Here is a 19,880-nt window from a genome sequence, read left to right on the forward strand (position 1 = left end):
TTCTCCGACGGACACGGTGCCCTCCAGGGCGCTCGGGGTGTTGGGAACGGGGTCTGTCCGGTCCCCCGCACCGCCCACCACCCGCCGCTGGGGCGGGTGTTGGGCGGCACGGCCGGTCGGGCAGTCAGCCGTGCGCGCGGGCGGCGGCGATGTCGAGGGCGCGGTGGACCTGGGCCGCGGTTCGGCCGGGGGTGTCGTTCCACTGGTCGACGGAGCGGATGGTGGGGTCCTGGGTGGTGAAGTGCTCCATGAGGAAGCGGCGGGCGCGCATGGCGGTGGCCTCGGTGCCGTATCCGGCGGCGAGGACGGCGAGTTGGGCGCCGAGCAGGCAGCGTCGGCCCTGCTCGTCCCACAGCCGTCCCTGGCACCAGCCGTGGACGGTGAGGTAGCGGGAGAGCAGGCGCAGGTGGGTGGCGGTGTCGATCGGTACGGGCGCCGGCGGGCGGTTGCGGAGCCGGTCGATGAGGGTCGGCTGCGGGCGGGTCATGCCGAGGTCCCAGGCGACCGGTGCCCGGCCGAGGGCGCATACGGCCGGGACGGCCGAGGGCTGGGGTGTGGGCAGGGTGGCGAGGTAGTGCTCGATCTCGCGGACCAGGGCGCCGCCGTCGGCGACGAACGCGAGGTCCGGCAGGCCGAGCAGGGCGGCGGTGCGGGGTGCGGACACGGTGGTTCCTCCGATCGTTCGACCGTTGGCGGCGCCGGTGGTCAGCGGGTCTGCTGGATGAGGGCGCCGAGGAGTTCGGGGCGGTTGGTGGAGCCGACGTAGTGGCCGTCGCGGGTCCACAGGTGCCACCACTGGCCCGGGTGGGTGCTGCCGGCGGTGTGGGCGCAGGTGAGGCCACCGCGGGTGAAGACGTCCAGCACGACGTCCTGTTCGGGGCCGGGCTCCGCGGTGCGCGGGTCGGTGGTCATGGCCGGGGATCTCCGTTCAGTGGAGGTTGGCGAGGGAGTGGAACAGGCCGGTGATGGCGTGGTTGACGGTCGGGGCGATGCCGGTGGAGGCGAGGTAGAAGCCGAACAGTGCGGCGACGACGGCGCCGGCGGCGGTGACGGCCTTGAAGCGGAGCATCAGGGCGAGCGCGACGCCGAACAGCAGCGCGGCGGACACGGTGAACAGCACGGCCGGTCTCCCTTCCAGGGATGATGGTTTGGGCGGGTTTGGGTGAGGCGTGGTGCTCTGACGGGCCCCTGCCGGTGCGGGATCGCCGCAGGTCAGCGGGGTGACCGATCGGGCCGGGCCCCTGACGCGCCCTACCGGTGCAGGGGGTTCGGCGGCGGGGTGCGTCAGGGCGCCCGACGCGGCCCGCAGGGCTGTGACCTGCGGCGTTGCGTCATGGTTAGGCGCCCGTCAGGGCGGCGAACCGGGGCAATCCGGACGTCAGGCGGCGTTGCCGAGCGTGGTGGCGGCGTCCTGGATGGCCTGGAGGGTGTAGCCGTTGGGGCGGCTGCCGTCCGGCTCGGTGAGGCGGCCCTGCGCGAGGTCGGTGCCGAGCGCGGCGAGTTCGGTGCGCAGGGTCTTGCCGGCGCGCGACAGCCACGCGGCGTCGGTCTCGTGGTCCTGGCGGGCGTAGCGGGCGGGGTCGGTTGTGGCGAGGTGGGTGAGGGCTTCGGCGTTGGTGACCTGGCCGCGGCCGGTTCGTCCGGCGGCGGTGAGCAGGTGGTCGAGGACGGTGCGGCGCACCACACTCCCGAGGCCGTCGGTGCCGCCGGCGGCGGCGCTAACGCCGGTGTCGCGGGCCATGGCGGCCTCCACCGGGTCGTCGTAGTACCCGGGCAGGCACCCGGCCTCGGTCCGCAGCTCCACCCCGCGTTCGATCAGCGGCAGGATCTCGCCCGCGGCTTCGTCGATGAACAGGGAGCGGACCTCGATGACGCCGGTGTCGGGGGTGGTTAGCCAGGCGCGGCCGCGGCTGGTCTTCTCGATGGGGATCTTCGAGGCGTCGTAGCCCTGGCCGACCATGCCGTCACCGAGCACCACGTTGGACGCGCCGGGGGATTCGACGCGCATGGCCATGCGGGCGGCGAGGTTGCCGCGCAGGCGGGGGGTGACGATCTCGGCCTCGGGGTACTGGGTGGCGAGCGCGAGGACGATGCCGACGGCGGCGCCGACGGCGGCGATCTGGGCGAGGAGTTCGGTGATCTCCTCGGCGTACTTGCCGGAGGGGCCGTTCTTGGCGGTGTAGGTGGCGAGTTCGTCGATGATGACCAGTTCGATGCCGCCGAGCTTGTCGATCAGCTTCTCGTTCGCCTTGGAGAGTCCGGCTTCGACCAGGATTTCGGTGCGGCGGTTCATCTCCTCCACCATCAGGCGAAGGAACTTGACGAGGCGGGCGGGGTTGCGGCGCACGAAGGTGGCGAGGGCGGGGGCGTGGGGGACGTACTCGCCGGCGCCCTTGCCGTCGAACAGCCGGATCCGCACCCGAGGGTCGAGCATCGCGGCGGCGAGCAGGTTGGCCAGGCCCATGCCCTTGCCGGAGCGGGTGGCGCCGGCGAACAGGAACGAGTAGTCCGACAGGGTGGGGCGCAGGACGTTGCCGCGCTTGTCGAAGGCGAGGGGGAAGCCGTCGCGCCAGGTGTTCACCTGCTTGGCGCGGGTGGCGACGAGGGGGTTGCGGCGGGTGGCGAGGAACGGGTCCTGGCCGCAGGCCCAGATCGCCATCCGGCGGCCGTTGGAGCCGACCTGGCGGATGTCGAGGTTGGTGCGGTCGATGCCCATCGCGGCGGCGATCTCGTCGGCCTTGTCGCGGGCCTTCTTGACGGTGATGTCGGGCAGGTCGATGACGGCGTGCCAGGCGTTCGGCACCGCGGGGTCGATCGCGCACGGGGTGACCATGGTCAGCCGCTGGGACTCGCCGATCACGCGGGCGGCCTTGAACGCCCGGTCGAGCATGGACTCGGTCAGCGGGTCGCCGTCGGACAGGGCCCGGGTGTCGGCGTCCCACACGGTCTCCCGGTCCGGCGTGCGGCCGAGGAAGGCCTCGAAGCCGAGCACGACGCCGAGGCCTAGGGCCAGGCCGGTGGTGCCGAGCGCGACGTAGGCGGCGAGGACCGCGGCGGCTGGCAGACCGAAGGCGACCAGCGCGCGGGCGAAGCGCACCCGGCGCCGGTTCGATTTGGCCTTCCTGTGCGCGGCCACCGCGGCGACCGCGACGGCGAGGGCGGCCTCGGACTGCTTCTGCGCGAGTGCACGGTCACCGGGGAGCAGGGTGAAGCGGGCGCGGCGGGCGAGGTCGCGGGCCTCGCGGGTGGCGATGTGGGCCTGGTGGCCGGCGGCCTGGACGTGGGCGCCCTCGAATCCGGCCGTCCACTGCGCGGAGCGCCGTATCCCGCGCCAGGCCTGGGCGGCGTGGCCGCGGGTGGTGCGCTGGCGGGCGAGCCAGCGGCGTGCCGCCCGGCGGGTCTGGGTGGTGCGGGCGCGGGCCATCGTGCGTCGCCCGTCCTTCGTGCGGATCCACCCGGGGATGAGTGGCCTGTCCCCGGCCGGGTCCTGGCGCTCGCTCGCCGCCACCACCGGCGGCAGGGGGTCGGTGTCCTGCGGCAGGTACACCGAGTCCGCCTCACCCGGGTCCACGGTGGGTACGGGTGCGGTGGCCGGGGTGGTTTTAGTGAAGCGGTCGGGGAACGGCAGGACCTCGCCGCCCGCGGTCGGGTTGCTGGTCAGGGGGTCGGGCTGGCCGTTCGGGGCGTGCTCCTCGTGGTTCACTGAGGGTTCCTTCCTCACTGCTCACTGGTGCGGGATGGGACCCGGGACGGCCGTCGTGCCGGCAAGCTGTGCGGCCGTCCCGGGGTGGTGCCAGTGGCGCTGTTCCTCGGGGTGGGTCAGGTGGTGGTCGGGGCCCAGGGGATCGCCCGGCATTCGGCGGCGTGGGCATTGGCGCCGTTACGGGCGGGGGTGCGCAGGGTGGCGGAGGGGCCGTTGCTCTCGCCGCAGCCCAGGCACGACCAGCGGAAGTTGGAGCCGGGCCGGTAGTGGGCGTCGGGCCCGTCGGCCGCGAACAGCGCGACCAGGGCGGCGCCCTGGGTGAGGAACACGGCGGCGGTGCCGACCGGCAGGCCGGTGACCGGGCTGGTCGGGATGAACGTGTCGGACATGGCGGGTCCCTTCCTGGTCACTGGGAGGCGATGAGGGCGGCGGCGGTCTCGAAGGCGTGGTGCCAGGCCTGGTCGAGCGCATAGGCGCCGTTCATGCCGTGGTCGGCGAGCCGCACGAACGCCCGGCCGCCGGTGGCGTCGGCGAGACGTCGCAGAGGTTCGCGGCGGTCGGCGATGTAGTGCGTGACGGCCGACAGGGCCAGGGCCGCCGTGACGGGGCCGGGCCGCAGCCGCACCCCCAGCGCCCGGGTGCCGAGCAGCAGGGCGGTGGCCTGGGTGGCGGTGTAGGTGGCGACGTGCGCGGCGCAGGCGCGGCGGCCGGCCGCGCTGGACTGCCCTTCGTTGTGGTCGTGCTGGCCCTTGGTGGCGGCCTGGTGGTCGGTCTGGATCCAGTGGTCCGCCACATCGGCGGCGGCCCGCAGCAGGGCGTAGGCGGTGGCGAACCGGGCGGCTCGGTCGAAGCTCTGGTGCATGGCGGTGTGCTCCCAGGTATCGGTGGGGTGGGTCAGCCGGCGGGGGTGTGGTCGCGGCGGGTGCGGGCGGCGAGCGACATGGCGCGGCGGGCGACGGGTGAGTAGCCGATGGTGTCGCCGGTACGGCGCACGGGCGGTGTGCCGCCGTTGTTGCGGCGGCCGTCCGGACGCTTTGCGGCGGGGGTCTTGGCGGGGCGGGTCAGCTGGGATTCGACCTGCGGCTTTTCCACCTTTTCGACATGGTTTGTGCGGTCGATGGCGGCGTCCTTGACGGCGGCCTTGGCGGCCACGCGGGCGGCGATGGACTCGGCGGTGTCGCCGAGCTGTGCGCCCTGGGTGTCGTCCCATGCGCGCTTCCACGTGGGTTCGCTCGGGTGCAGCTCCCCGACCGCCGCCGCGAGGGCCACGGCGCGCTCCCACACCTGCGGCCACTGCACGGAGCGGAGCTGTTCGACGGCGGCGTGCTCCTCCGCCTCGCGCTCGGCGGCGGCCCTCTCCTCGGCGGCCTCGGCCGCCTTCTGCTTGGCTTCGGCGCGGCGCGCACGGCGGCTGATCCTGCCGTCGCGCTTGCGGATGCGGCCGTGTTCGTGGAGGTCCCACACCAGCGGGCCGGCCAGCGAGCAGAACGCGCCGCCGAGGCCGGTGCCGAGGCCGAACTCCGCGGCGCCGTGGAGGTAGTTGACGGTGGCGGCGAACAGCGCGACCGCCCCAGCCAAGGCGCGGTAGTGCCAGGACGGCCGGTGGTCGTCGATCGCGGCCTCGGCGCCCTTGAGCAGCGCCCACGCCAGGCCCTCCAGCACCAGCGGAGCGGCGAGCAGGAACGGGGTGTGCGGGGACCAGAACGCCATCAACTGGAGCGGTAGCGACACCACCACGCAGATGACCGCGATCGTCCTCGCGTAGGTGCGCCATTGGGCGGCGGAGCGCTCCGCCTTCTCGCGGGTGGCCTGGGTTTCGGCGCGCAGGCGGGCGGCCTCGCGCTGCCGGTCGGCGGCCTCGGTGCGGATCTCCTGGGCCTTGGCCTCGCCCGCGGCGATTTCGGCGGCGGCCTTGGCGGCCTTGAGCTGGTTGGCGATGTCCGCCGCGGCCTTGGCGGTCTCGGTCTTGGCGCGCAGGGCCTCGGCCTCGGCGGCTTCCTTGGTGGCCGACTTCGGCGCCGGGCGGGTGCGGCCGGTGGGCCGCAGTTCGGTGACGCTCATTGGTCTCGGTCCCCCTTCGGGGGTGTCGAAGCGGTTCAGGAGCCGGGGAGGCCGGACAGGCGGCGCAGTGCGCGGATCCGGCGGGCCGTGTGGCGGCGCAGGGCGGGCAGCGTGCTCGCCGCCAGCAGGCCGCCTGCGACCGCGCACACCACGCTCGGGTGCGCCAGCAGGGCCACGGTCACGGCGGCCACCGCGGCGAGCAGAGCGTTGGCGGCGGCGGGGAAGGCCGCGGCGAGCAGCAGCAGCGCCCACCCCAGGCGCTTGAAGAGGGCCATCACGCCGCCCCCGCCTTCCGGGCGGCCTTGGCCCGGCCCCGCTTGAGCTGGCGACGCTCGTCAGCGTCCAGGCCGCCGAAGATGCCGTACGGCTCGTTGCGCCGGAGCGCGAGCGCCAGGCACATCTCCTTGACCGGGCATCCGGCGCAGATCTGCCGGGCCCGGCGGCTCGCGAACTCGGCCGCACCCGGGTCGGCCCCGGTGTCGTCGGGGTCCTGGTCGGCGAAGAACAGGCCCGGGTCGACGCCCTTGCAGGCGGCACCCGCGAGGTCGCCGTCCAGGGACGGCAGGATCTCCACGGCCAGGCTGCCGGCAGGGCGGGCGGTCAGGTGCGGTCGGGCGGTGCCGCGAAGGCCGCGGCGGACGACCCTGGTCATCACGCCGCCGCCTTCCACATCAGCGGCCGGCGGCGCTCGGCCGTGCGCATCAGCGCCTTGGCGTAGCGGGCGGGCTCGGGGGCGAGGTCGCGCAGAACGTCCCGCGCCACGTCGAGGCGCACCACCGTGTCGGTGGCCGTCTCGTCGTCGGCACCGGCGAACAGCTCCACGTCGATGCCGAGGGCCAATTCGGCGAACTCGGAGGCCGTAGCGGCTTCCTGGCCTGCGACAATCAGTCTCATGGGTCTACCTCTTCCATGCAGCGGAGTAGGCCCGTGAGGGGCTGCCGCGCGCCCGGCCAAGGAAAGCGCGGCAGCCCCGACTCACAGGGCCGTGAGGTGTTGCAGCAGATCAAGGCGCGGCATCCGCAGAATCGGGCCGCGCAGCTTGCAGTTGTCGTCCACTTCGGGAGCGTGCTCCCGTCCTAGGCAGGACGACGGACCTCGCGAGAGCGAGATCCTTCCCTCCGGACTGACAAGGCGCCGGGTACCTCAGCCCCCTCTGTCCGGGGCTCCTTGTATTCGCTTCCTCCGTGTCCGAGCAGCCCAAAGAAGGCTCAAGGGCATGGAGGGGGAGGCTGCCGTCCGATTTGCTTCGGGCGGACCCTCTAACACCTAGAGTGCTCTAGATGCATCTAGGTCGTCAAGGCCATCGGCCTAGGTGGGTTAGAGCGCTTCAGGGCTTAGGCTGTGAGCATGACTCTTGTGCAGGATGAGCGAGCGCCATACGTGCAGGTGGCGGACATCCTCCGGGCGGAGATCGCATCGGGGGCGTATCAACCGGGGTCGAAGCTGCCTTCCGTGAAGAAGCTCGCGGAGCGGTTCGGGATTGCCGAGATGACTGTGCACAGCGGGCTTCGGGTGCTTCGCGAGGAGGGGCTGATCGTGGCTAGCCCTGGTCGCGGCACCTTCGTCCGAACTGATGTAGACCTTGCGGCACTTGGTGCCGGCGCCGCCCCAGTGGCTGGCACTGAGGTTCGCGATCAGGTGGAACAACTCGCCTCCCAGGTAGAGCAGCTGACCGCGCGGGTCGCTGAGCTTGAACGGCGAGTAGTCGGTCCGTCCGTTCCTGACTAACCATCGGGTAGCGGCGAGTGATCATCCAGTGACAGCAGGGGTGTCATGGGGGTGACACAGGGGGTGTCACTGCCCTGTCACCCCCTGCTGTCCAGGCGTTTTGCAAGCCAGACTCAGAGCAAGCACCACCCCCACAGGGAGGGCACCAATGAGCTTGGAGAGGCCCGCATGGGCACGACGCATGACCGCCGAGCGTGACGCCCGCGGCTGGTCGCAGACTGACGCCATCGGGGCGATGAGGGCGCACTCGCCGAAGAAGTTGCCGGAAGACCCGACCATGCTCCGTCAGTGGAAGCGCTGGGAGTCGGGCGAGGTGGTGCCGAGCGAGTTCTACCAGCCGCTCATTGCAGCGACCTTCGGGACCGTCACGCACGCGCTCTTCCCGGTGGCCGGCCGCCGAGATGGCAACGCCGAGATCGTCGCGGCAAGCGGGATGGAGACGCTCGACATCATCAGTCGTCTGCAAGCCTCCGACGTGGACAACGCGACGATGGACGCGCTCCGCATCACCACGGACCGGCTCTGCTCGGAGTACGCCTCGCTCCCAAGCGGGCAGCTCGCCGTCGAAGGGCGTCAGTGGCTCAAGCGAGTGGTTGGCCTCCAAGGGCAGCGGCTCACGCTGGCGCAGCATCGGGAGGTGCTGGCCATGTCGGGCTGGCTGGCCCTGCTGGTGGGCTGTGTTGAGTACGACATGGGCGACAAGCGGGCAGCTGAGTCCACTCGGCGGGCAGCACTTTCGCTCGGAGTCGAAGCTGAGCACGCCGGAATCCAGGGCTGGGCGAACGAGATGCGCGCCTGGTTCGCGCTGACGACCGGCGACTACCGAGGAGTCATCGCAGCGTCCAAGGCCGGCGCCGAGGTGGCAGCACACCAGGGCGTAGCGGTGCAGCTCGCCGCTCAGGAGGCCAAGGCGTGGGCTCGGCTCGGCGACCGCCGACAGGCTGAGGTGGCGCTCGACCGTGGGCGCCGCCTGCTCGAAGGTATGCCGTACCCCGAGAACCTGGACAACCACTTCGTAGTGGACCCGGCGAAGTACGACTTCTACGCCATGGACTGCTACCGGATGCTCGGAGAGAACAGGCTTGCCACGACCCTCGCGGAGGAAGTCATCCGGGCCAGTACCGACTACGACGGCACGGAGCGCTCACCCATGCGCATCGCGGAGGCGCGGCTAACGCTGGGCGTTGTCGCCGCCCGGGATGGCGACTTGGACAGCGCCCTGAACTATGGGGAATGGGCCCTGCGCGGCGAGCGACAGTCGCTCCCGTCGCTGCTGGCAGTGAGTCGTGAGTTGGCAGGCATCGTGAACAAGCAGTACGGCAACGACCCGGGCACGCGCGCGTATCTGCATCAATTGAGTGCGCTGAGCGGGGTTGGCCAGTAGACCGAACACCAGATGCTCGGGGGGGCGAGTGGTCGGGCTGCCCGGCTATCGGATCACCAGCTTGAGCGGAGGGGATCGGCCGGACCGGGCTCCGGGCAGTTGCCATCAGGCTGTCCAGTCCAGACTTCGGCTGGCAGGGCCGGCTCCTGAAGGCTGTGGGGGTGCGGCGTTCGTGGTTGCTTCTGCTGGCGTCGGAAGTCAGCCATCGCCGCCGGACAGAGTTCCCGGTCGACGGGCGCGGTTGTCGCTTGCGGCCGGAGGGTAGGGCCCCGGCGTGGCCGATGACTTGAAGAACGTCATGAGCGATCTGATCTGTGCCCTCGGGGACAACATCTGTGACCTGCACTACCGCACCGCGCACGACGCTGCCGAGATCATCTGCTCTGGGGTCTACGAGATGATCCCTGTCGAGCTCCATGATCTCGTACACGAGGCAATCATGGCCGGGTATTCAGGCGCGCTCAGCGACCTGGAGGAGGGCAAGTTGGACGATCAAGTGCGCAAGCGATCCGGCCTCCTCGAGTGATTGCGAACAGCCCCAATCGGGTTCGGTCAGGCACCGGGACAATGGGTACCCCGAGGCGACTGTCCGGGCTGTCCGACTGTCCGGCTAGCCGCCTTGACCTGGGCAAATCGAGCGGACAGGGCCCGGACAGCTCGCGCGTACTGTCCGGCCCTGATCTCCTGGGTGAACCTCCAAATGGTTCAGCCGATGCTGCTCTCTGGGGCGGCGGGCGGTCCGCTGCGAGCACGAGCATTCGATCTATGCCCGAGATGTGACGTTTTGCTCGTCGGCGAGCCCGAGCCTGTAGATTATGCCGGTGGCGAGGTTGTGGACCTTATTGTCGATCACGGCGTCCACCGCTTTCAGGCATCCCGCAGCGACTTTTCCTCCCGGCGCGACCGCACTGCAAAGCACGGTGCCCGAGACCTGGCTCACTTAAGAAGGGGCGCCTAGGTCCGCCCCAGTTCGTAGCGAATCCGGGCGTTCTCTAGCAGGTTATCCCATTGCTTATTTCTCTCGAAGAACTGAAAGAGATTCCATCTCTGGTGAAATTCCCAGACTGGGTAGAGCTGGCCCAGTGCATTGCGTGCCTGTGCCGAAGTCGCCTGGGATGCGGCCATTCTAAAAAGTCGGACATCGCGCGGAGATGTAGGGTCGAGATCCCTGGCAAACCTCACAAATAGTTCGCCAGGTCCGGTGCTTGACGGATTGTGCCTGATGTTGCGCGTGACGATGACAAGGGCATCATCGGGTGAGCTGTCTATGAGCGCTCGGGCGACCCCTGAAGCAAACTGCGCGGTAGAAGCGCCAACGTCGAATAGAAGGGATGCCACCAGGCGGCTGTCGCCAAGCGATCGGGCCGAGCTAATAAATTCGGCTGCGACATCGGGGCTAACGGACAAAATCCAGGTCGAGATCATTTCCTGGACCGCCCTAAAGAGCTTGGGCTTCATCCAGAGGCGGCTATGGAGGAGAAGTACTTCGTCCTGGCTTCTTAGGGTGCCGATGCTTGAAGCAATTGGTAGAGCGAAGTTCATGCCGAGTGTCGTGGAGCCCTCGACTGACTCAATAAGATCCAAAAGGAAATCGGCGGGCCTGAATCGGGCCGCGTCGCTGAGTACCATCCCGCATAGGGCGTTCTGTTTTGTCAGGCGAAGCCATGAAGCTAGAGAAAGGAGGTCTTCGATTGAATATCGCCCGGATGCGAGTACGAGCTTTTGTGCAACCTCGCTCAGTCGAGACTCTTGCCGCGCGCGTGTTACCTCCTCCTTTAGATCCTCAAGGCTAAGGACCTCAATGGATTCTTCGAGGATGGCTGCCTGCTTTTCGGCGAGTGCGAGTTCGGCTGCCTCAAGTTCGTTCTCAAGTCGTTTGCAACGTTCCTCGGACTCTGTTCGGAGATTGCGTACAGATTCTAGCTGGCCGCGGAGGCTGAGAATCTCATCTCTAAGTCGTCCACATTCGTCATTGAGGCGGTCTCGGTCGCTTCTGAGCTGGATCTCGGTGGATCGTACTTCTAGCCTCTCGGTGATCCAATCTGCCTCCAGTTCTGCAAATTTCTGCTCCGCCTTCTCTGCTTGACTTTCGCGCTTCTCAAGGAGGTCGATAAGCGCTTCCTGGTGGCGAAGCAATCGTCTGATTTCTCGATGGGAGACATCAATCTGCTCCCGCAGTTGCTCCATCTCGAATGCTTCGGGGTCGACCACGCTTAGTGCGGAAAGTCGAAGTCTCTTGAGATGAGCAACTGCTGCCTCTTGCATGTTCGCCTTGCGGTGACGATCAACTTCCTTGATTAGTCGATCAAGAAAGTCTTGAGTCGCAACTCGTTTGCCGTTGAGGTAACGCGAGACCACGGTCTCGTCCATGATTACCCGGGCCGCGTACTGGCGCTGAGGTATTCCCAGCTCCTTGAATAGCATGGACAAGTGCCTTGCAAACTCCGCAACTTCTGCGAGCCTGCTGACCTCGACCTCGCTGCGGCGCGCCAGTGACCTGGCCGGATTCGCCATGTGTTCCTCTCAGGAGCGGTATTGTCTTTGCATTTACATTGGCAAGGCTTGCAGCTACCGCAAGGCTTGGCCCGACTGTTCTCTTGGTTCAGGACAACGAGTCGAGGAGCATCATGGAGTCAGTCGCACTTCTTCTGAGGAACGCACGATGTGGAACACGCATCTTTCTTGTCATAATCTCGCTCGTTCCTCTCCTAGTCTTCCTGTTGGCGTGTGTCCCGGCCGTTGTCTTCGTCGCGTTCCGGCGGAGGGGACTGGAACGCTGCGCGGAAATGGCCACCACGTTCGAGGGATGGACGGTCGCGATCCTTAGGGGTAGCAGTAGCGGTGGACGGCAGCAGAGTCCGCCGACGCCTTCGTTCGGACCGCGCAGTGGCCGTAGCGGGGTTCAGCAGCGACGGCCGCAGCCGGCAGGCTCACGTCGGTATGAGGTGAAGACTGAGTTGAGTCGGGACGCAGCGGCACCCGATGCCTGATTGGTAGTCAGCTCTGCGACACGAGCGCGCAAGTTTCCTGATCGACCTGGCGTCACGTCGCAGACCTCATGGGAGGTGGTCATCCGGTAGTCCTCGGCCGGAGAACTGGCCAGACCGGGCACCCTCACAGGACCTCCTCCATCAGTCCCCGCCGCCCTATGGGAGTTGCACTTGGGCGCCGGGGTTGGCACGCCAGCGGCCGAGGTTGGACCTCTGAGCGTATTCCCTTCGCAGCCTGCCCCGAGTCGGTTTCGTGAGACCGGTCTGCCCGTCTAGCGGGAGTGTCTGTCAGTCGCTTTACCAGCCGGCATCAACGATGGCGGCCCGGTCGAAACCCGGGCCACCTATGGCGAAGGGGCCTTGCCAGTGCGCCGTGGCGTCGCTCTGGTCAGGTGCCGAGATCGAACGCGTAGATCGGCCCAGGCCTGGGCCGTCTGTGGGCCGCGCGAGGTAGCCCGAGGTCACCCATCGCCGACAGGTGCCGACGGCTCCGCAGCAGGTCAGGAAGGGGCAGGCAGGCAGAGTTGCAGGACAGTGCGGAGCATCGTCAGTTCCTGCGCAACAAGTGTGGCTCGGGCTCCAGCCGCTCGGAACGATCCGCGTCGAGCGCCCCTTTTCGAACCCGCGCCTGGCGGCATACGCTGATTGACCAGTGCCGCCGTGATCACCGGGAGTTGTGAGGCACGGCGGGGGGAAGGGACAGCAGAACCGGAGTCAGGTCGCCGCCCGTCCACAACCGCTGGGACGGCGCGCCGACGTCTTCCGGAGGCGGGTGTGCCTGGGCGTGGTATGGCCGCGCCATCCGGCATGGGGAGGGCAATGAACCGCTGGGTTGGCATCGTGTCGCTGCGCGAGACCGCGCCGCCGACACCCGTGCACCGCATCGCGCTGGCCATCGAAGCCGCACGGAACCGAACATCGTACCACTTGGCGGGTCAGATGGTGCCGTACGCATGGATGCGGTCGGCGTTGCGCACGCTCGGTCAGGAGCACGCGCGCCACCTCGAGTGGGGGCGGTACGAATTCTGCGTCGACCTCGCTGGTGACTTCTTTGACGGCGGCCATCCCCCGACCGGGCTGCCTTCCTGGCTCACCAAGGAACTTCATGGCCTTTTGGATGGCAAGACCAGCACATCGTCGACTGGCCGGAGGAGGGCGCAAGCGGCCCGTTGGCGCCCCGGGTCGCGTTCTGCGCACCAACACCCGGAGCCTGGCCGCCAGGGTCGGAGTACAGTCCCTGCGGTCGACCGCACGGCCCGGCCTGCGCGGTCGGTCCCGACCTCGGCCGGGCAGCGTCCGTCGTCCGAGCCGGTCCGTCCTTACACTCGCGTCGAACGGAGACTCGATGTCCATGACGTCGCGCACCCGGCACTCTGCGCGCCGCCCGTGTCGCTGGTGGGCACGCATGGGCAGGAGGTCTGCGAAATCGTAGGGAAGGCCGTTGGCAGGTGGGACGCTGACTCCGAGGTCACCGCCTGGCTGGGCCTAGCTGCAGAGCACCGCAGTCACCTCCACGAGAGCCACCACGACGACCAAGTCACGCCGTATGTGCTCGGCATGCTCGACCGGCTCGGCGCCACCGCGCTCGACGTGATCCTGCTCGACGCTTACGCGCGCTGGGCGACCCCTCAAAAGGTGGGTGAACAGTCGAGCGAGCACGCCCAGCGACGTATCGCCGCAAACCTCGCGCTCGGTGCATGGGTCAGCAAGCATGGGCTGGTACGCATGGGCGTGGGGGAGACGCAGCGGCCCGCCAGGTCCGTGTTCGAAGGAGTGGGTCGCCAGATCCTTGGCGCGCTCAGTCTCTGTGGCGAGCACGAGATTGCCCAGAGGCTGGTCGCCTCCGTTTGGCCCGGCCTCGACTGCCCGTCCGCGGAGACGAAGGTCGATCCAGTCACTCTGGTACACAGCGCCTTCGATAGGGAGGGAGTGACCTATGACTTCGACGAGGAGGGTCCAGACCACTGCAAGGTCTTCCGCGCCACCGTCCGCACTGGAACGGGCCGCACGGCAGAAGGTACAGGCCAGTCCAAGAAGGCTGCGCGGGCGGCGGCGGCACGAGCGCTGCTTGACGCATACCCACAGTCGGGGGCTGAGCGGAAGGCGGCCCACGCGACCCTACCGGCCGCCTCGCCGCTGCCGTACGCGCACCCGGGCTTTCAGCACCGGGACGCGGTGAGGGACCTGGCGGCCATGTTTGAGCTCGGTAATCGCGCGGACGGGCTCCTCGCCCAGGCCCTCACACATGCGTCTTGGGTCTACGAGTCCCAGGCGGCGGCGACCGCCGCCCGCCAGCGCGACTACCAGCTTCTTGCTCACCACGGCTCGCATGTGGTGGACCACCTCGCCGCCCACGTCCGCGTCCGGAAGGCCCTCGCGCACGGCCTCACCCCCGACGAAGACGAGGCGCGCATCCTCACCTCGTCTGACGACGACACAGCCCGGCTCGGTACGGCCCTACGGCTGACGGAGGGGCTGCTGACAGGCCGCGGTGAGAGAGGTCTGGGCCGCACAGCAGTGTCGGACGCCACCCAGGCTGTCGTCGCCGCAGCCTGGCGTGTCCACGGGCCTCGGCTGCTTGAGCGCCGACCCGCCGTCCTCGACGAGTGGCTTTCCGGCCTGGCCCACCAGCACGACCCGGTGACCGTCCTCGCCGCCTTGGCCACCACGTACGGCATCGACCACGAGTACACCTTCGACGTCTCGGGGCCAGACCACCTGAAGGGCTACACAGCGGCTGTTGGGCTGCGGGATGTTCGGGGTCGAGTCCACCAGTGGACCGAGCGCCTGGCCGGAACTCCTGGAAAGCCAGAGGCCAAGAAGGCGACCGCCGAGGCCGTCCTCGACATCCTGGCCACGCCCGTCAATGGCGTCGTCGGTGATCTCTCTGCCCCCGAACGGGACCTGCTCGTCTTCCTCCTGCGCGCTCAGCTCGATGGCCTTGGCCAGCCGACTGAACGGCAGCGCGCCCGCATGCTCGCCCGTGGCGACCTCGGCATTGACCTCCTCGCCACCGGCGACACCAAGGCGTTTCTTGCCTGGGCGGAACGTGTCCGATCCCTGCTCGGGCCGGATGAGACGGCCGTGCCGGCCGCGCTGCAAGAGCTGTACCGGAGGGTCATCGACGACACGCGTATCGGGCCCGGCTCGCTTCTGCGCCGCATGGCCGCCAGCACAGGACACGACGCCACGAGCCTGGTGCGACGCAACGCAGCAGACGCTGTAAGGCGAGCATTTAGCAGCGGGCCGCAGGCCGCCTCGGTCCGCGGAGTTGTGCAGGAGTGGTGGCATGACCAGGCCCAGGCAACCGGCGTCACGATCCGTGACGATATGCGCGAAGAGATCTTCTGTCCGCTCCTCGTCCACCTTCGCGCGCTGGATGAGACCTTGACGTGGTGCGGCGAAGCCGCAGAGGCGGCCGACACCCGCATCGACGTTGAGCTAACGGTTCAGGATGGCACGCTGCACGTCTGGCTCGGCCTCGACAAGGTGGACGTCCGGGCGGCCTGCGACGACTTCGCTCGCATGCTGTCCCATACCCTCCCGTACACCGACTGCCTGGTCGGCGACGATCATGTACTGCTGCGTCTGCACGGCGATCACGAGACGGCTCCCTACCACGCTCTGGCCGCAGTGGGCATGGATGCCTACGTCTCTGGTCCGTTGGACCGGCGGTGGCCTGGACTTCTGGCTGAGACAACGGAGTGACAGCCTGAAGCGGTAGGCGGCTGTCACACCTGTCACTCTGTCACTGTGGCTGTTCTGAACAGCGCAAATGTCAGTGACAACGCAGTGACGGTCGCATTGCCGAGTGCTGCCTGGCCGCTGTCGGGAAGGGCGGTTGGCTGTGGGCGCTGTCGTGGGCTGGCTGGGCAGCCAGATCCTCAGCTTTGACAACGACGGCTGACCACAACAGCCGTGGGCGACAACGGCGATCTGCGCCCCCTCGTCCTCCCCTGCGCGCGATGGTGCTCGGGTCCACGAGGGGCAATCCTCGGCATCACGCTGGGTCGATGCGCCTGGGGGTCAAGGGGTCGCAGGTTCAAATCCTGTCGTCCCGACAGTGGTCAGAGGGCCGGAGACATGAGTCTCCGGCCCTTTCGACATCCACGGCTGACATCAGCGCCTTGCTCAGCGCTTCACGAGCACCCCGGCCGCGGCTGGACCGTCGTCGTCCTCGCCGCCCTCCGACTCGTTATCGGCGGCCACGCCGAGCGCATCGTCCATCCGGTCCGCGGCCTCCCGCAGCGTCGACTGCATGACGTGCGCGTAGGTGTCCAGGGTCATGGTGATCGTGCTGTGTCCGAGCGTCTCCATGATGGTCCGGACGCCGACCCCCTCGGCGAGCATCAGCGAGGCACAGGTGTGTCGCAGGTCGTGCACCCTGATCCGCCGGATGCCGGCCGAAGCGCAGAGCGCGGCGAGGCTGCGGTTCAGGTTCCGCGGGTCAAGCGCCGTGCCGGTCAGCGTGGTGAACACCAGGCCGTCAGGCTGGATGTCGAGCGGCTGCCACTCCAAGCCTGCCTCCGCGCGCTCCTGGAGCTGGTCCTCCCGTCGCCGTCGGAGCTGCGCGACGCAGGACGCCGGCAGTGCGATGGTCCGCAGGGAGCGTGCGGTCTTCGGGGTGCCGAACACCAGGGTGCCCTTCACCCGCTGAAGGTTGCGACGCACCCTGAGCTGCCGGGCGTCGAGGTCGATGTCCGCCCAGGTCAACGCGAGCACCTCGCCCCGACGGAGGCCCGTCGAGACGAGCAGCAGCCAGAGAGGGTACAGCCGGTGGTCTCGCCCGGCGCGCAGGAGGAGACGGACCTCGGCGGCGTTGAGCGGCTGGACCTCCTTGTGCGGCACCGAGGGACGCTCGACCAGCCGCGCCACGTTTCGGGCGAGCAGTTCCTCACGCACGGCGTTCTGCAGCGAGGACCGGAGCACGGCGTGGGCGTACTGGACCGTGCGCGCCGACGGCTGCCGCTTGCAGCACTTTCCCACCGCGCAGCACTCACGCTTGTCAACGGCTCGGTTGTGGTCGACCCGGCGCAGGCAGCAGAGGCAGCCACTCCGGAAGTCCGAGAGGAAACGGCGCACGTCCGCCGGCGTCAGCCTGTTGAGCGGCTTCCGGCCGAGTGCGGGGACGATGTACACCCGCGTGATGGGCTCGTAGCTCGACATGGTCGAGGGCTTGTACCGCTCGGGTGCAACCGTCCCAAGCCAGTAGTCGAGGTACTTGTCGAGCGGCATGTTGGATGTGACGGCCGGAATGCCCTGACGGGTCTTCTCCTGCATCTCCGTCAGCTTGTTTGCGACCTCGGCCCGGGTCTTGCCATAGACCCACTTTCGGGCGCGGGTGCCGTCCGGCTTGTACACGTATGCGGCGTCGGCGTACCGCCCGTCCTTGCGGCGGGTGATAGTGCCTTCGCCGTTGGCGCGCCTGGCCACTAGTAGTTCTCCTCAACTCGCTTGCGCATGTAGGCGGTCACATCGGCGGTGTCGAAGCGCCGCAAGCGACCGATGGTGAAGCTCGGAAGTTCCCTGGAGCGCAGGAGGTCGTAGACCTTGCTGCGGCTGAGTCGGAGGGCAGCCATGACCTCTTTCACGGTCATGGCCTCGGGTACGGCGGATGTCATTGAGCGGTCCTCCTGAAGCGGTCGCCCGGGCGGTATTCCTCTGAGGTCCGCTACCGCCGCCACTCCGCTACCGCGCAGGTCGGAGGGGGTGCGGTGGTAGCGGATGGGGTAGCGGTAGCGGATTGGCGAGGTCAGCCGACGGTGATGAGGCCGTGATCCGCGGCGGCCGGGTCGGGCGGGTTTTCATCCGCTACCGCTACCGGTTCCGCTACCGGGAAGAGGGCCCTGACCTGCGCGGTAGCGGGAGTAGCGGGAGTAGCGGGAGTAGCGGGAGTAGCGGTGGTAGCGGGGGTTTCGGGGATGGGCGGGCAGTAGCGCGTCCAGGCGTCGTTGAGGTCGGCGGCGTAGTAGCCCTTGGCGACGGCAGTGCCGATCTTGATGTTGCGGGGCCTGATGCGCTCGTTGGCGGCGGTGACGTACTCGCCGAGCATCTTGGAGAGGCTGCGGGTGTTCAGGGGGCGCCCGTCGAGGTCGACCCACGGGGCGTCGTCCATGCCGGTGAGGCGTTCGATGATGACGGCGCTGGTGAGCCGTTCGGCGCCGTTGAAGATCTCGCGCAGGTCGGCGAGGAGGCGGATGCCGACGGAGCCCTTGTCGTTGGCCTTGGCGGCGTTGACGAGTTCGAGGCAGGCGACGCGGGCGCGGGCAGGCCAGTGGCCGCCGGCGGCGTCGGCGACGGCGAGCAGCGGCTCCCAGACGTCGGCGGACCGGTCGGCGACGCCGTCGGGCATCTCGGGGAAGGCGCCCTCGATCCGTTCGCGGATGGTGTCGGCCCATGCGGCGAGGCGGTCGCGTAGGGCGTGGCCCTCGGGTTCGTTGGTGCGCTGCCGGAACTGCTCGACCGTCTCGTTGGGGGCGCGGCGGCGCATCCGGATGATGACGGCGCGGCTCATGATGGTGTCGGGCAGGTCGCCGAGGCCGCCCATGGCGAGGGCGGCGTAGACGGGGAACTTCTGCACCACGTGGTTCTCACCGTCGCGGACGGTCCGGAAGATGCCGCCGGTGCGGCGGTAGCCGGCGTTGATCAGACCACGCAGTTCCTCGTTGCCGCTGGCGGCGGCGCCGAAGACGGTGTCGATCTCGTCGAACAGCACGGTCGGGCGGGTGTCGCCGTCGGAGACGGACCGGAACAGCGCCGAGGGGCTGATGTCCACGGTGACGATCGGCCTGGGGACCAGGGTCTCCACGATCTCCAAGGCGCGGGTCTTTCCGCTGGCGGGCTCCGGGGAGAGGAACGCCAACCTGGGGGTGGCCTCGAAGCAGTCCATGAGGTGCGCGTGGGCGTCCCACAGGACGACGGCGACGTAGGCGGCCTCGCTGGGGAAGACGTTGAAGCGCCGGTGGTGGGCCTCGACCGCGTCGAGGAGGGCGGCGCCGTCCTCCGGCGTGGTGGTGTGGGGCGGGGTGGGATCGGTCATGCTGGGGTCTCCTGGTTCCGTGAGGGACTCGGGTCCGGGGCGGCCGTCGGTCTTTGGCGAGATGGGACGGCCGCCCCGGGGCGCTCAGTTGGCCGCGCCGGCGGTGGTGAAGCCGTTGGTGACGGCGCGGGCGGCGTACTCGGGCGGGACACCGACAGAGGCAGCGGCGTCGATCAGCTCCTGTGCGATGGCGTCCAGGCCGCAGGGACCGGGGCACTGGTGGTGCTGGGCGGCGAGGAAACGGGCGACGCCGAAGGCCTGTGAGCCGGCACCGCTCTCCGGGTGCTCCATGATCTTGCCGACACCGCGGTCCAGGCCGGTACGGACGTACCGCTCGGTGTGACGGCACCCGGCGGCCACCGACCGGCTCCAGCCCGGGGTAGGTGAGGAAGAGGCCACCCCGCCCCGGGTCGGCGGCGGGGTGGCCTCTTCTCCCCGATCGGCCAGGGCCCGGACGACGTCGGGCAGGGGGACCATCGCCCCCGCCCCTGGACCGAGCCAGCGGGCGTACGCCGCGTGGGACTTGATGTCGACGCCGGGGCGGACGGAGTTGGCGGAGCGCATGGCGCCGAGGTAGATCCAGTGCTCTCCGCGGGTGGTGGGGACCGTGCGGGTGGGCGGCAGGTTCTCGCGGGCCCAGGCGACGGCGACGGCGGTGTCGAGGTCGAGGACGGTCAGCCCGGCCCCAGCCGGGTGGTAGGCCACGGCTGTGGCCTCCCGCCAAGCCGTCGCCCATGCGGCGCTGAGGAGGACGGCGGGGTCGGCGGTGGCGGCGGCCCAGGCGTGGCACGGGTACGGGCAGGCACAGGGGCCAGCAGCCTTCATGTTCGGCCTGTCCCCGCAGGCACTGTCCCGGCAGGCCGGGCAGTTGCCGACGGGCAGCTTGCCCTCCCGCAGCATCAGGACGGGGACGCCGGCGCGGGCCAGCGCGAGAGCGTCGTTGAGCAGGTGGTTTCGCGTGGTCATCGGGGTCCT

General features: G+C 69.1%; 19 protein-coding genes. 4 read left to right on the forward strand and 15 right to left on the reverse strand.

From position 1 onward, the window contains the following. Nucleotides 1-124: 124 nt before the first annotated feature. From AA75_RS16995 to AA75_RS17040, 10 genes are all read right to left on the reverse strand, one after another. Nucleotides 125-664 (reverse strand): hypothetical protein, encoded by a 540-nt coding sequence (locus AA75_RS16995; RefSeq protein ID WP_051812610.1) that lies wholly within the window; start codon nt 662-664, stop codon nt 125-127. A gap of 41 nt (nt 665-705) precedes the next feature. Further along, nucleotides 706-912, reverse strand: a complete 207-nt coding sequence (locus AA75_RS17000) for a hypothetical protein (protein WP_033820893.1) — start codon at nt 910-912, stop codon at nt 706-708. Between the two features lie 16 nt (nt 913-928). Then, nucleotides 929-1,120, reverse strand: a complete 192-nt coding sequence (locus AA75_RS17005) for a hypothetical protein (RefSeq protein WP_033820894.1) — start codon at nt 1,118-1,120, stop codon at nt 929-931. 258 nt (nt 1,121-1,378) lie between these two features. Next, on the reverse strand, nt 1,379-3,703 hold the full coding sequence (locus AA75_RS17010; RefSeq protein WP_033820895.1) for an FtsK/SpoIIIE domain-containing protein: 2,325 nt from the start codon (nt 3,701-3,703) through the stop codon (nt 1,379-1,381). Nucleotides 3,704-3,819: 116 nt separating this feature from the next. Beyond that, complete coding sequence (locus AA75_RS17015; RefSeq protein WP_033820896.1) at nt 3,820-4,092, reverse strand: hypothetical protein; 273 nt, start codon at nt 4,090-4,092, stop codon at nt 3,820-3,822. A 17-nt stretch (nt 4,093-4,109) separates the two neighbouring features. Further along, complete coding sequence (locus AA75_RS17020) at nt 4,110-4,565, reverse strand: hypothetical protein (RefSeq protein WP_033820897.1); 456 nt, start codon at nt 4,563-4,565, stop codon at nt 4,110-4,112. 32 nt (nt 4,566-4,597) lie between these two features. After that, nucleotides 4,598-5,764: a hypothetical protein gene (locus AA75_RS17025; protein WP_033820898.1), complete on the reverse strand. Its 1,167-nt coding sequence runs from the start codon at nt 5,762-5,764 to the stop codon at nt 4,598-4,600. Between the two features lie 35 nt (nt 5,765-5,799). Then, a complete protein-coding gene (locus AA75_RS47545; RefSeq protein ID WP_033820899.1) occupies nt 5,800-6,039 on the reverse strand; it encodes a hypothetical protein in 240 nt (79 codons plus the stop codon). Further along, complete coding sequence (locus tag AA75_RS17035) at nt 6,039-6,416, reverse strand: WhiB family transcriptional regulator (protein ID WP_051812612.1); 378 nt, start codon at nt 6,414-6,416, stop codon at nt 6,039-6,041. Before AA75_RS17035 ends, AA75_RS47545 begins: the two co-directional genes overlap by 1 nt. Further along, entirely contained in the window at nt 6,416-6,658 is a 243-nt protein-coding gene (locus AA75_RS17040; RefSeq protein ID WP_149038190.1) for a hypothetical protein, read from the reverse strand. Before AA75_RS17040 ends, AA75_RS17035 begins: the two co-directional genes overlap by 1 nt. Nucleotides 6,659-7,111: 453 nt before the next feature. Here AA75_RS17040 and AA75_RS17045 point away from each other — a divergent pair, with 453 nt between their 5' ends. The 3 genes from AA75_RS17045 (at nt 7,112) to AA75_RS17055 (ending at nt 9,402) form a co-directional block, all read left to right on the forward strand. Beyond that, nucleotides 7,112-7,492: a GntR family transcriptional regulator gene (locus AA75_RS17045; RefSeq protein WP_033820929.1), complete on the forward strand. Its 381-nt coding sequence runs from the start codon at nt 7,112-7,114 to the stop codon at nt 7,490-7,492. 181 nt (nt 7,493-7,673) lie between these two features. Next, nucleotides 7,674-8,876, forward strand: a complete 1,203-nt coding sequence (locus AA75_RS17050) for an XRE family transcriptional regulator (RefSeq protein WP_233289053.1) — start codon at nt 7,674-7,676, stop codon at nt 8,874-8,876. Nucleotides 8,877-9,150: 274 nt separating this feature from the next. Then, nucleotides 9,151-9,402, forward strand: coding sequence for a hypothetical protein (locus AA75_RS17055; protein WP_033820900.1), 252 nt, complete (start codon nt 9,151-9,153; stop codon nt 9,400-9,402). Nucleotides 9,403-9,830: 428 nt separating this feature from the next. On the opposite strand, the gene AA75_RS47550 is transcribed toward AA75_RS17055, so the two are convergent. Then, nucleotides 9,831-11,390: a hypothetical protein gene (locus AA75_RS47550; RefSeq protein ID WP_149038191.1), complete on the reverse strand. Its 1,560-nt coding sequence runs from the start codon at nt 11,388-11,390 to the stop codon at nt 9,831-9,833. Between the two features lie 1,295 nt (nt 11,391-12,685). Between AA75_RS47550 and AA75_RS17060 the strand changes: the two genes are divergently transcribed. Beyond that, a complete protein-coding gene (locus AA75_RS17060; protein ID WP_233289054.1) occupies nt 12,686-15,574 on the forward strand; it encodes a putative dsRNA-binding protein in 2,889 nt (962 codons plus the stop codon). Between the two features lie 423 nt (nt 15,575-15,997). Here AA75_RS17060 and AA75_RS17070 read toward each other — a convergent pair whose 3' ends face one another. From AA75_RS17070 to AA75_RS17085, 4 genes are all read right to left on the reverse strand, one after another. Then, nucleotides 15,998-17,299 carry a tyrosine-type recombinase/integrase gene (locus AA75_RS17070; protein ID WP_033820901.1) on the reverse strand — a complete coding sequence of 434 codons (1,302 nt, stop codon included), beginning with the start codon at nt 17,297-17,299 and terminating at the stop codon, nt 15,998-16,000. Next, the gene (locus tag AA75_RS17075; RefSeq protein WP_030273449.1) at nt 17,299-17,487 is read right to left on the reverse strand and encodes a helix-turn-helix domain-containing protein; all 189 of its coding nucleotides are present in this window, start codon (nt 17,485-17,487) and stop codon (nt 17,299-17,301) included. The genes AA75_RS17070 and AA75_RS17075 overlap by 1 nt, the downstream gene beginning before the upstream one ends. A 131-nt stretch (nt 17,488-17,618) precedes the next feature. Further along, nucleotides 17,619-18,905 (reverse strand): DUF3631 domain-containing protein, encoded by a 1,287-nt coding sequence (locus tag AA75_RS17080; protein ID WP_051812616.1) that lies wholly within the window; start codon nt 18,903-18,905, stop codon nt 17,619-17,621. An 84-nt stretch (nt 18,906-18,989) separates the two neighbouring features. Further along, nucleotides 18,990-19,871: a DNA primase gene (locus tag AA75_RS17085; protein WP_033820902.1), complete on the reverse strand. Its 882-nt coding sequence runs from the start codon at nt 19,869-19,871 to the stop codon at nt 18,990-18,992. Between the last annotated feature and the right edge of the window lie 9 nt (nt 19,872-19,880).

The organism is Kitasatospora sp. MBT63 (genome assembly GCF_000710465.2).
In the GTDB taxonomy this organism is placed as follows: domain Bacteria; phylum Actinomycetota; class Actinomycetes; order Streptomycetales; family Streptomycetaceae; genus Kitasatospora.

Coding starts and splice junctions, on each gene's coding strand:
- AA75_RS17085 (WP_033820902.1), bottom strand. CDS start 19,871: ATGACCACGCGAAACCACCTGCTCAACGACGCTCTCGCGCTGGCCCGC.
- AA75_RS17045 (WP_033820929.1), top strand. CDS start 7,112: ATGACTCTTGTGCAGGATGAGCGAGCGCCATACGTGCAGGTGGCGGAC.
- AA75_RS17015 (WP_033820896.1), bottom strand. CDS start 4,092: ATGTCCGACACGTTCATCCCGACCAGCCCGGTCACCGGCCTGCCGGTC.
- AA75_RS17035 (WP_051812612.1), bottom strand. CDS start 6,416: ATGACCAGGGTCGTCCGCCGCGGCCTTCGCGGCACCGCCCGACCGCAC.
- AA75_RS47545 (WP_033820899.1), bottom strand. CDS start 6,039: ATGGCCCTCTTCAAGCGCCTGGGGTGGGCGCTGCTGCTGCTCGCCGCG.
- AA75_RS17040 (WP_149038190.1), bottom strand. CDS start 6,658: ATGAGACTGATTGTCGCAGGCCAGGAAGCCGCTACGGCCTCCGAGTTC.
- AA75_RS17060 (WP_233289054.1), top strand. CDS start 12,686: ATGAACCGCTGGGTTGGCATCGTGTCGCTGCGCGAGACCGCGCCGCCG.
- AA75_RS47550 (WP_149038191.1), bottom strand. CDS start 11,390: ATGGCGAATCCGGCCAGGTCACTGGCGCGCCGCAGCGAGGTCGAGGTC.
- AA75_RS17080 (WP_051812616.1), bottom strand. CDS start 18,905: ATGACCGATCCCACCCCGCCCCACACCACCACGCCGGAGGACGGCGCC.
- AA75_RS17050 (WP_233289053.1), top strand. CDS start 7,674: ATGACCGCCGAGCGTGACGCCCGCGGCTGGTCGCAGACTGACGCCATC.
- AA75_RS17020 (WP_033820897.1), bottom strand. CDS start 4,565: ATGCACCAGAGCTTCGACCGAGCCGCCCGGTTCGCCACCGCCTACGCC.
- AA75_RS17000 (WP_033820893.1), bottom strand. CDS start 912: ATGACCACCGACCCGCGCACCGCGGAGCCCGGCCCCGAACAGGACGTC.
- AA75_RS17025 (WP_033820898.1), bottom strand. CDS start 5,764: ATGAGCGTCACCGAACTGCGGCCCACCGGCCGCACCCGCCCGGCGCCG.
- AA75_RS17075 (WP_030273449.1), bottom strand. CDS start 17,487: ATGACATCCGCCGTACCCGAGGCCATGACCGTGAAAGAGGTCATGGCT.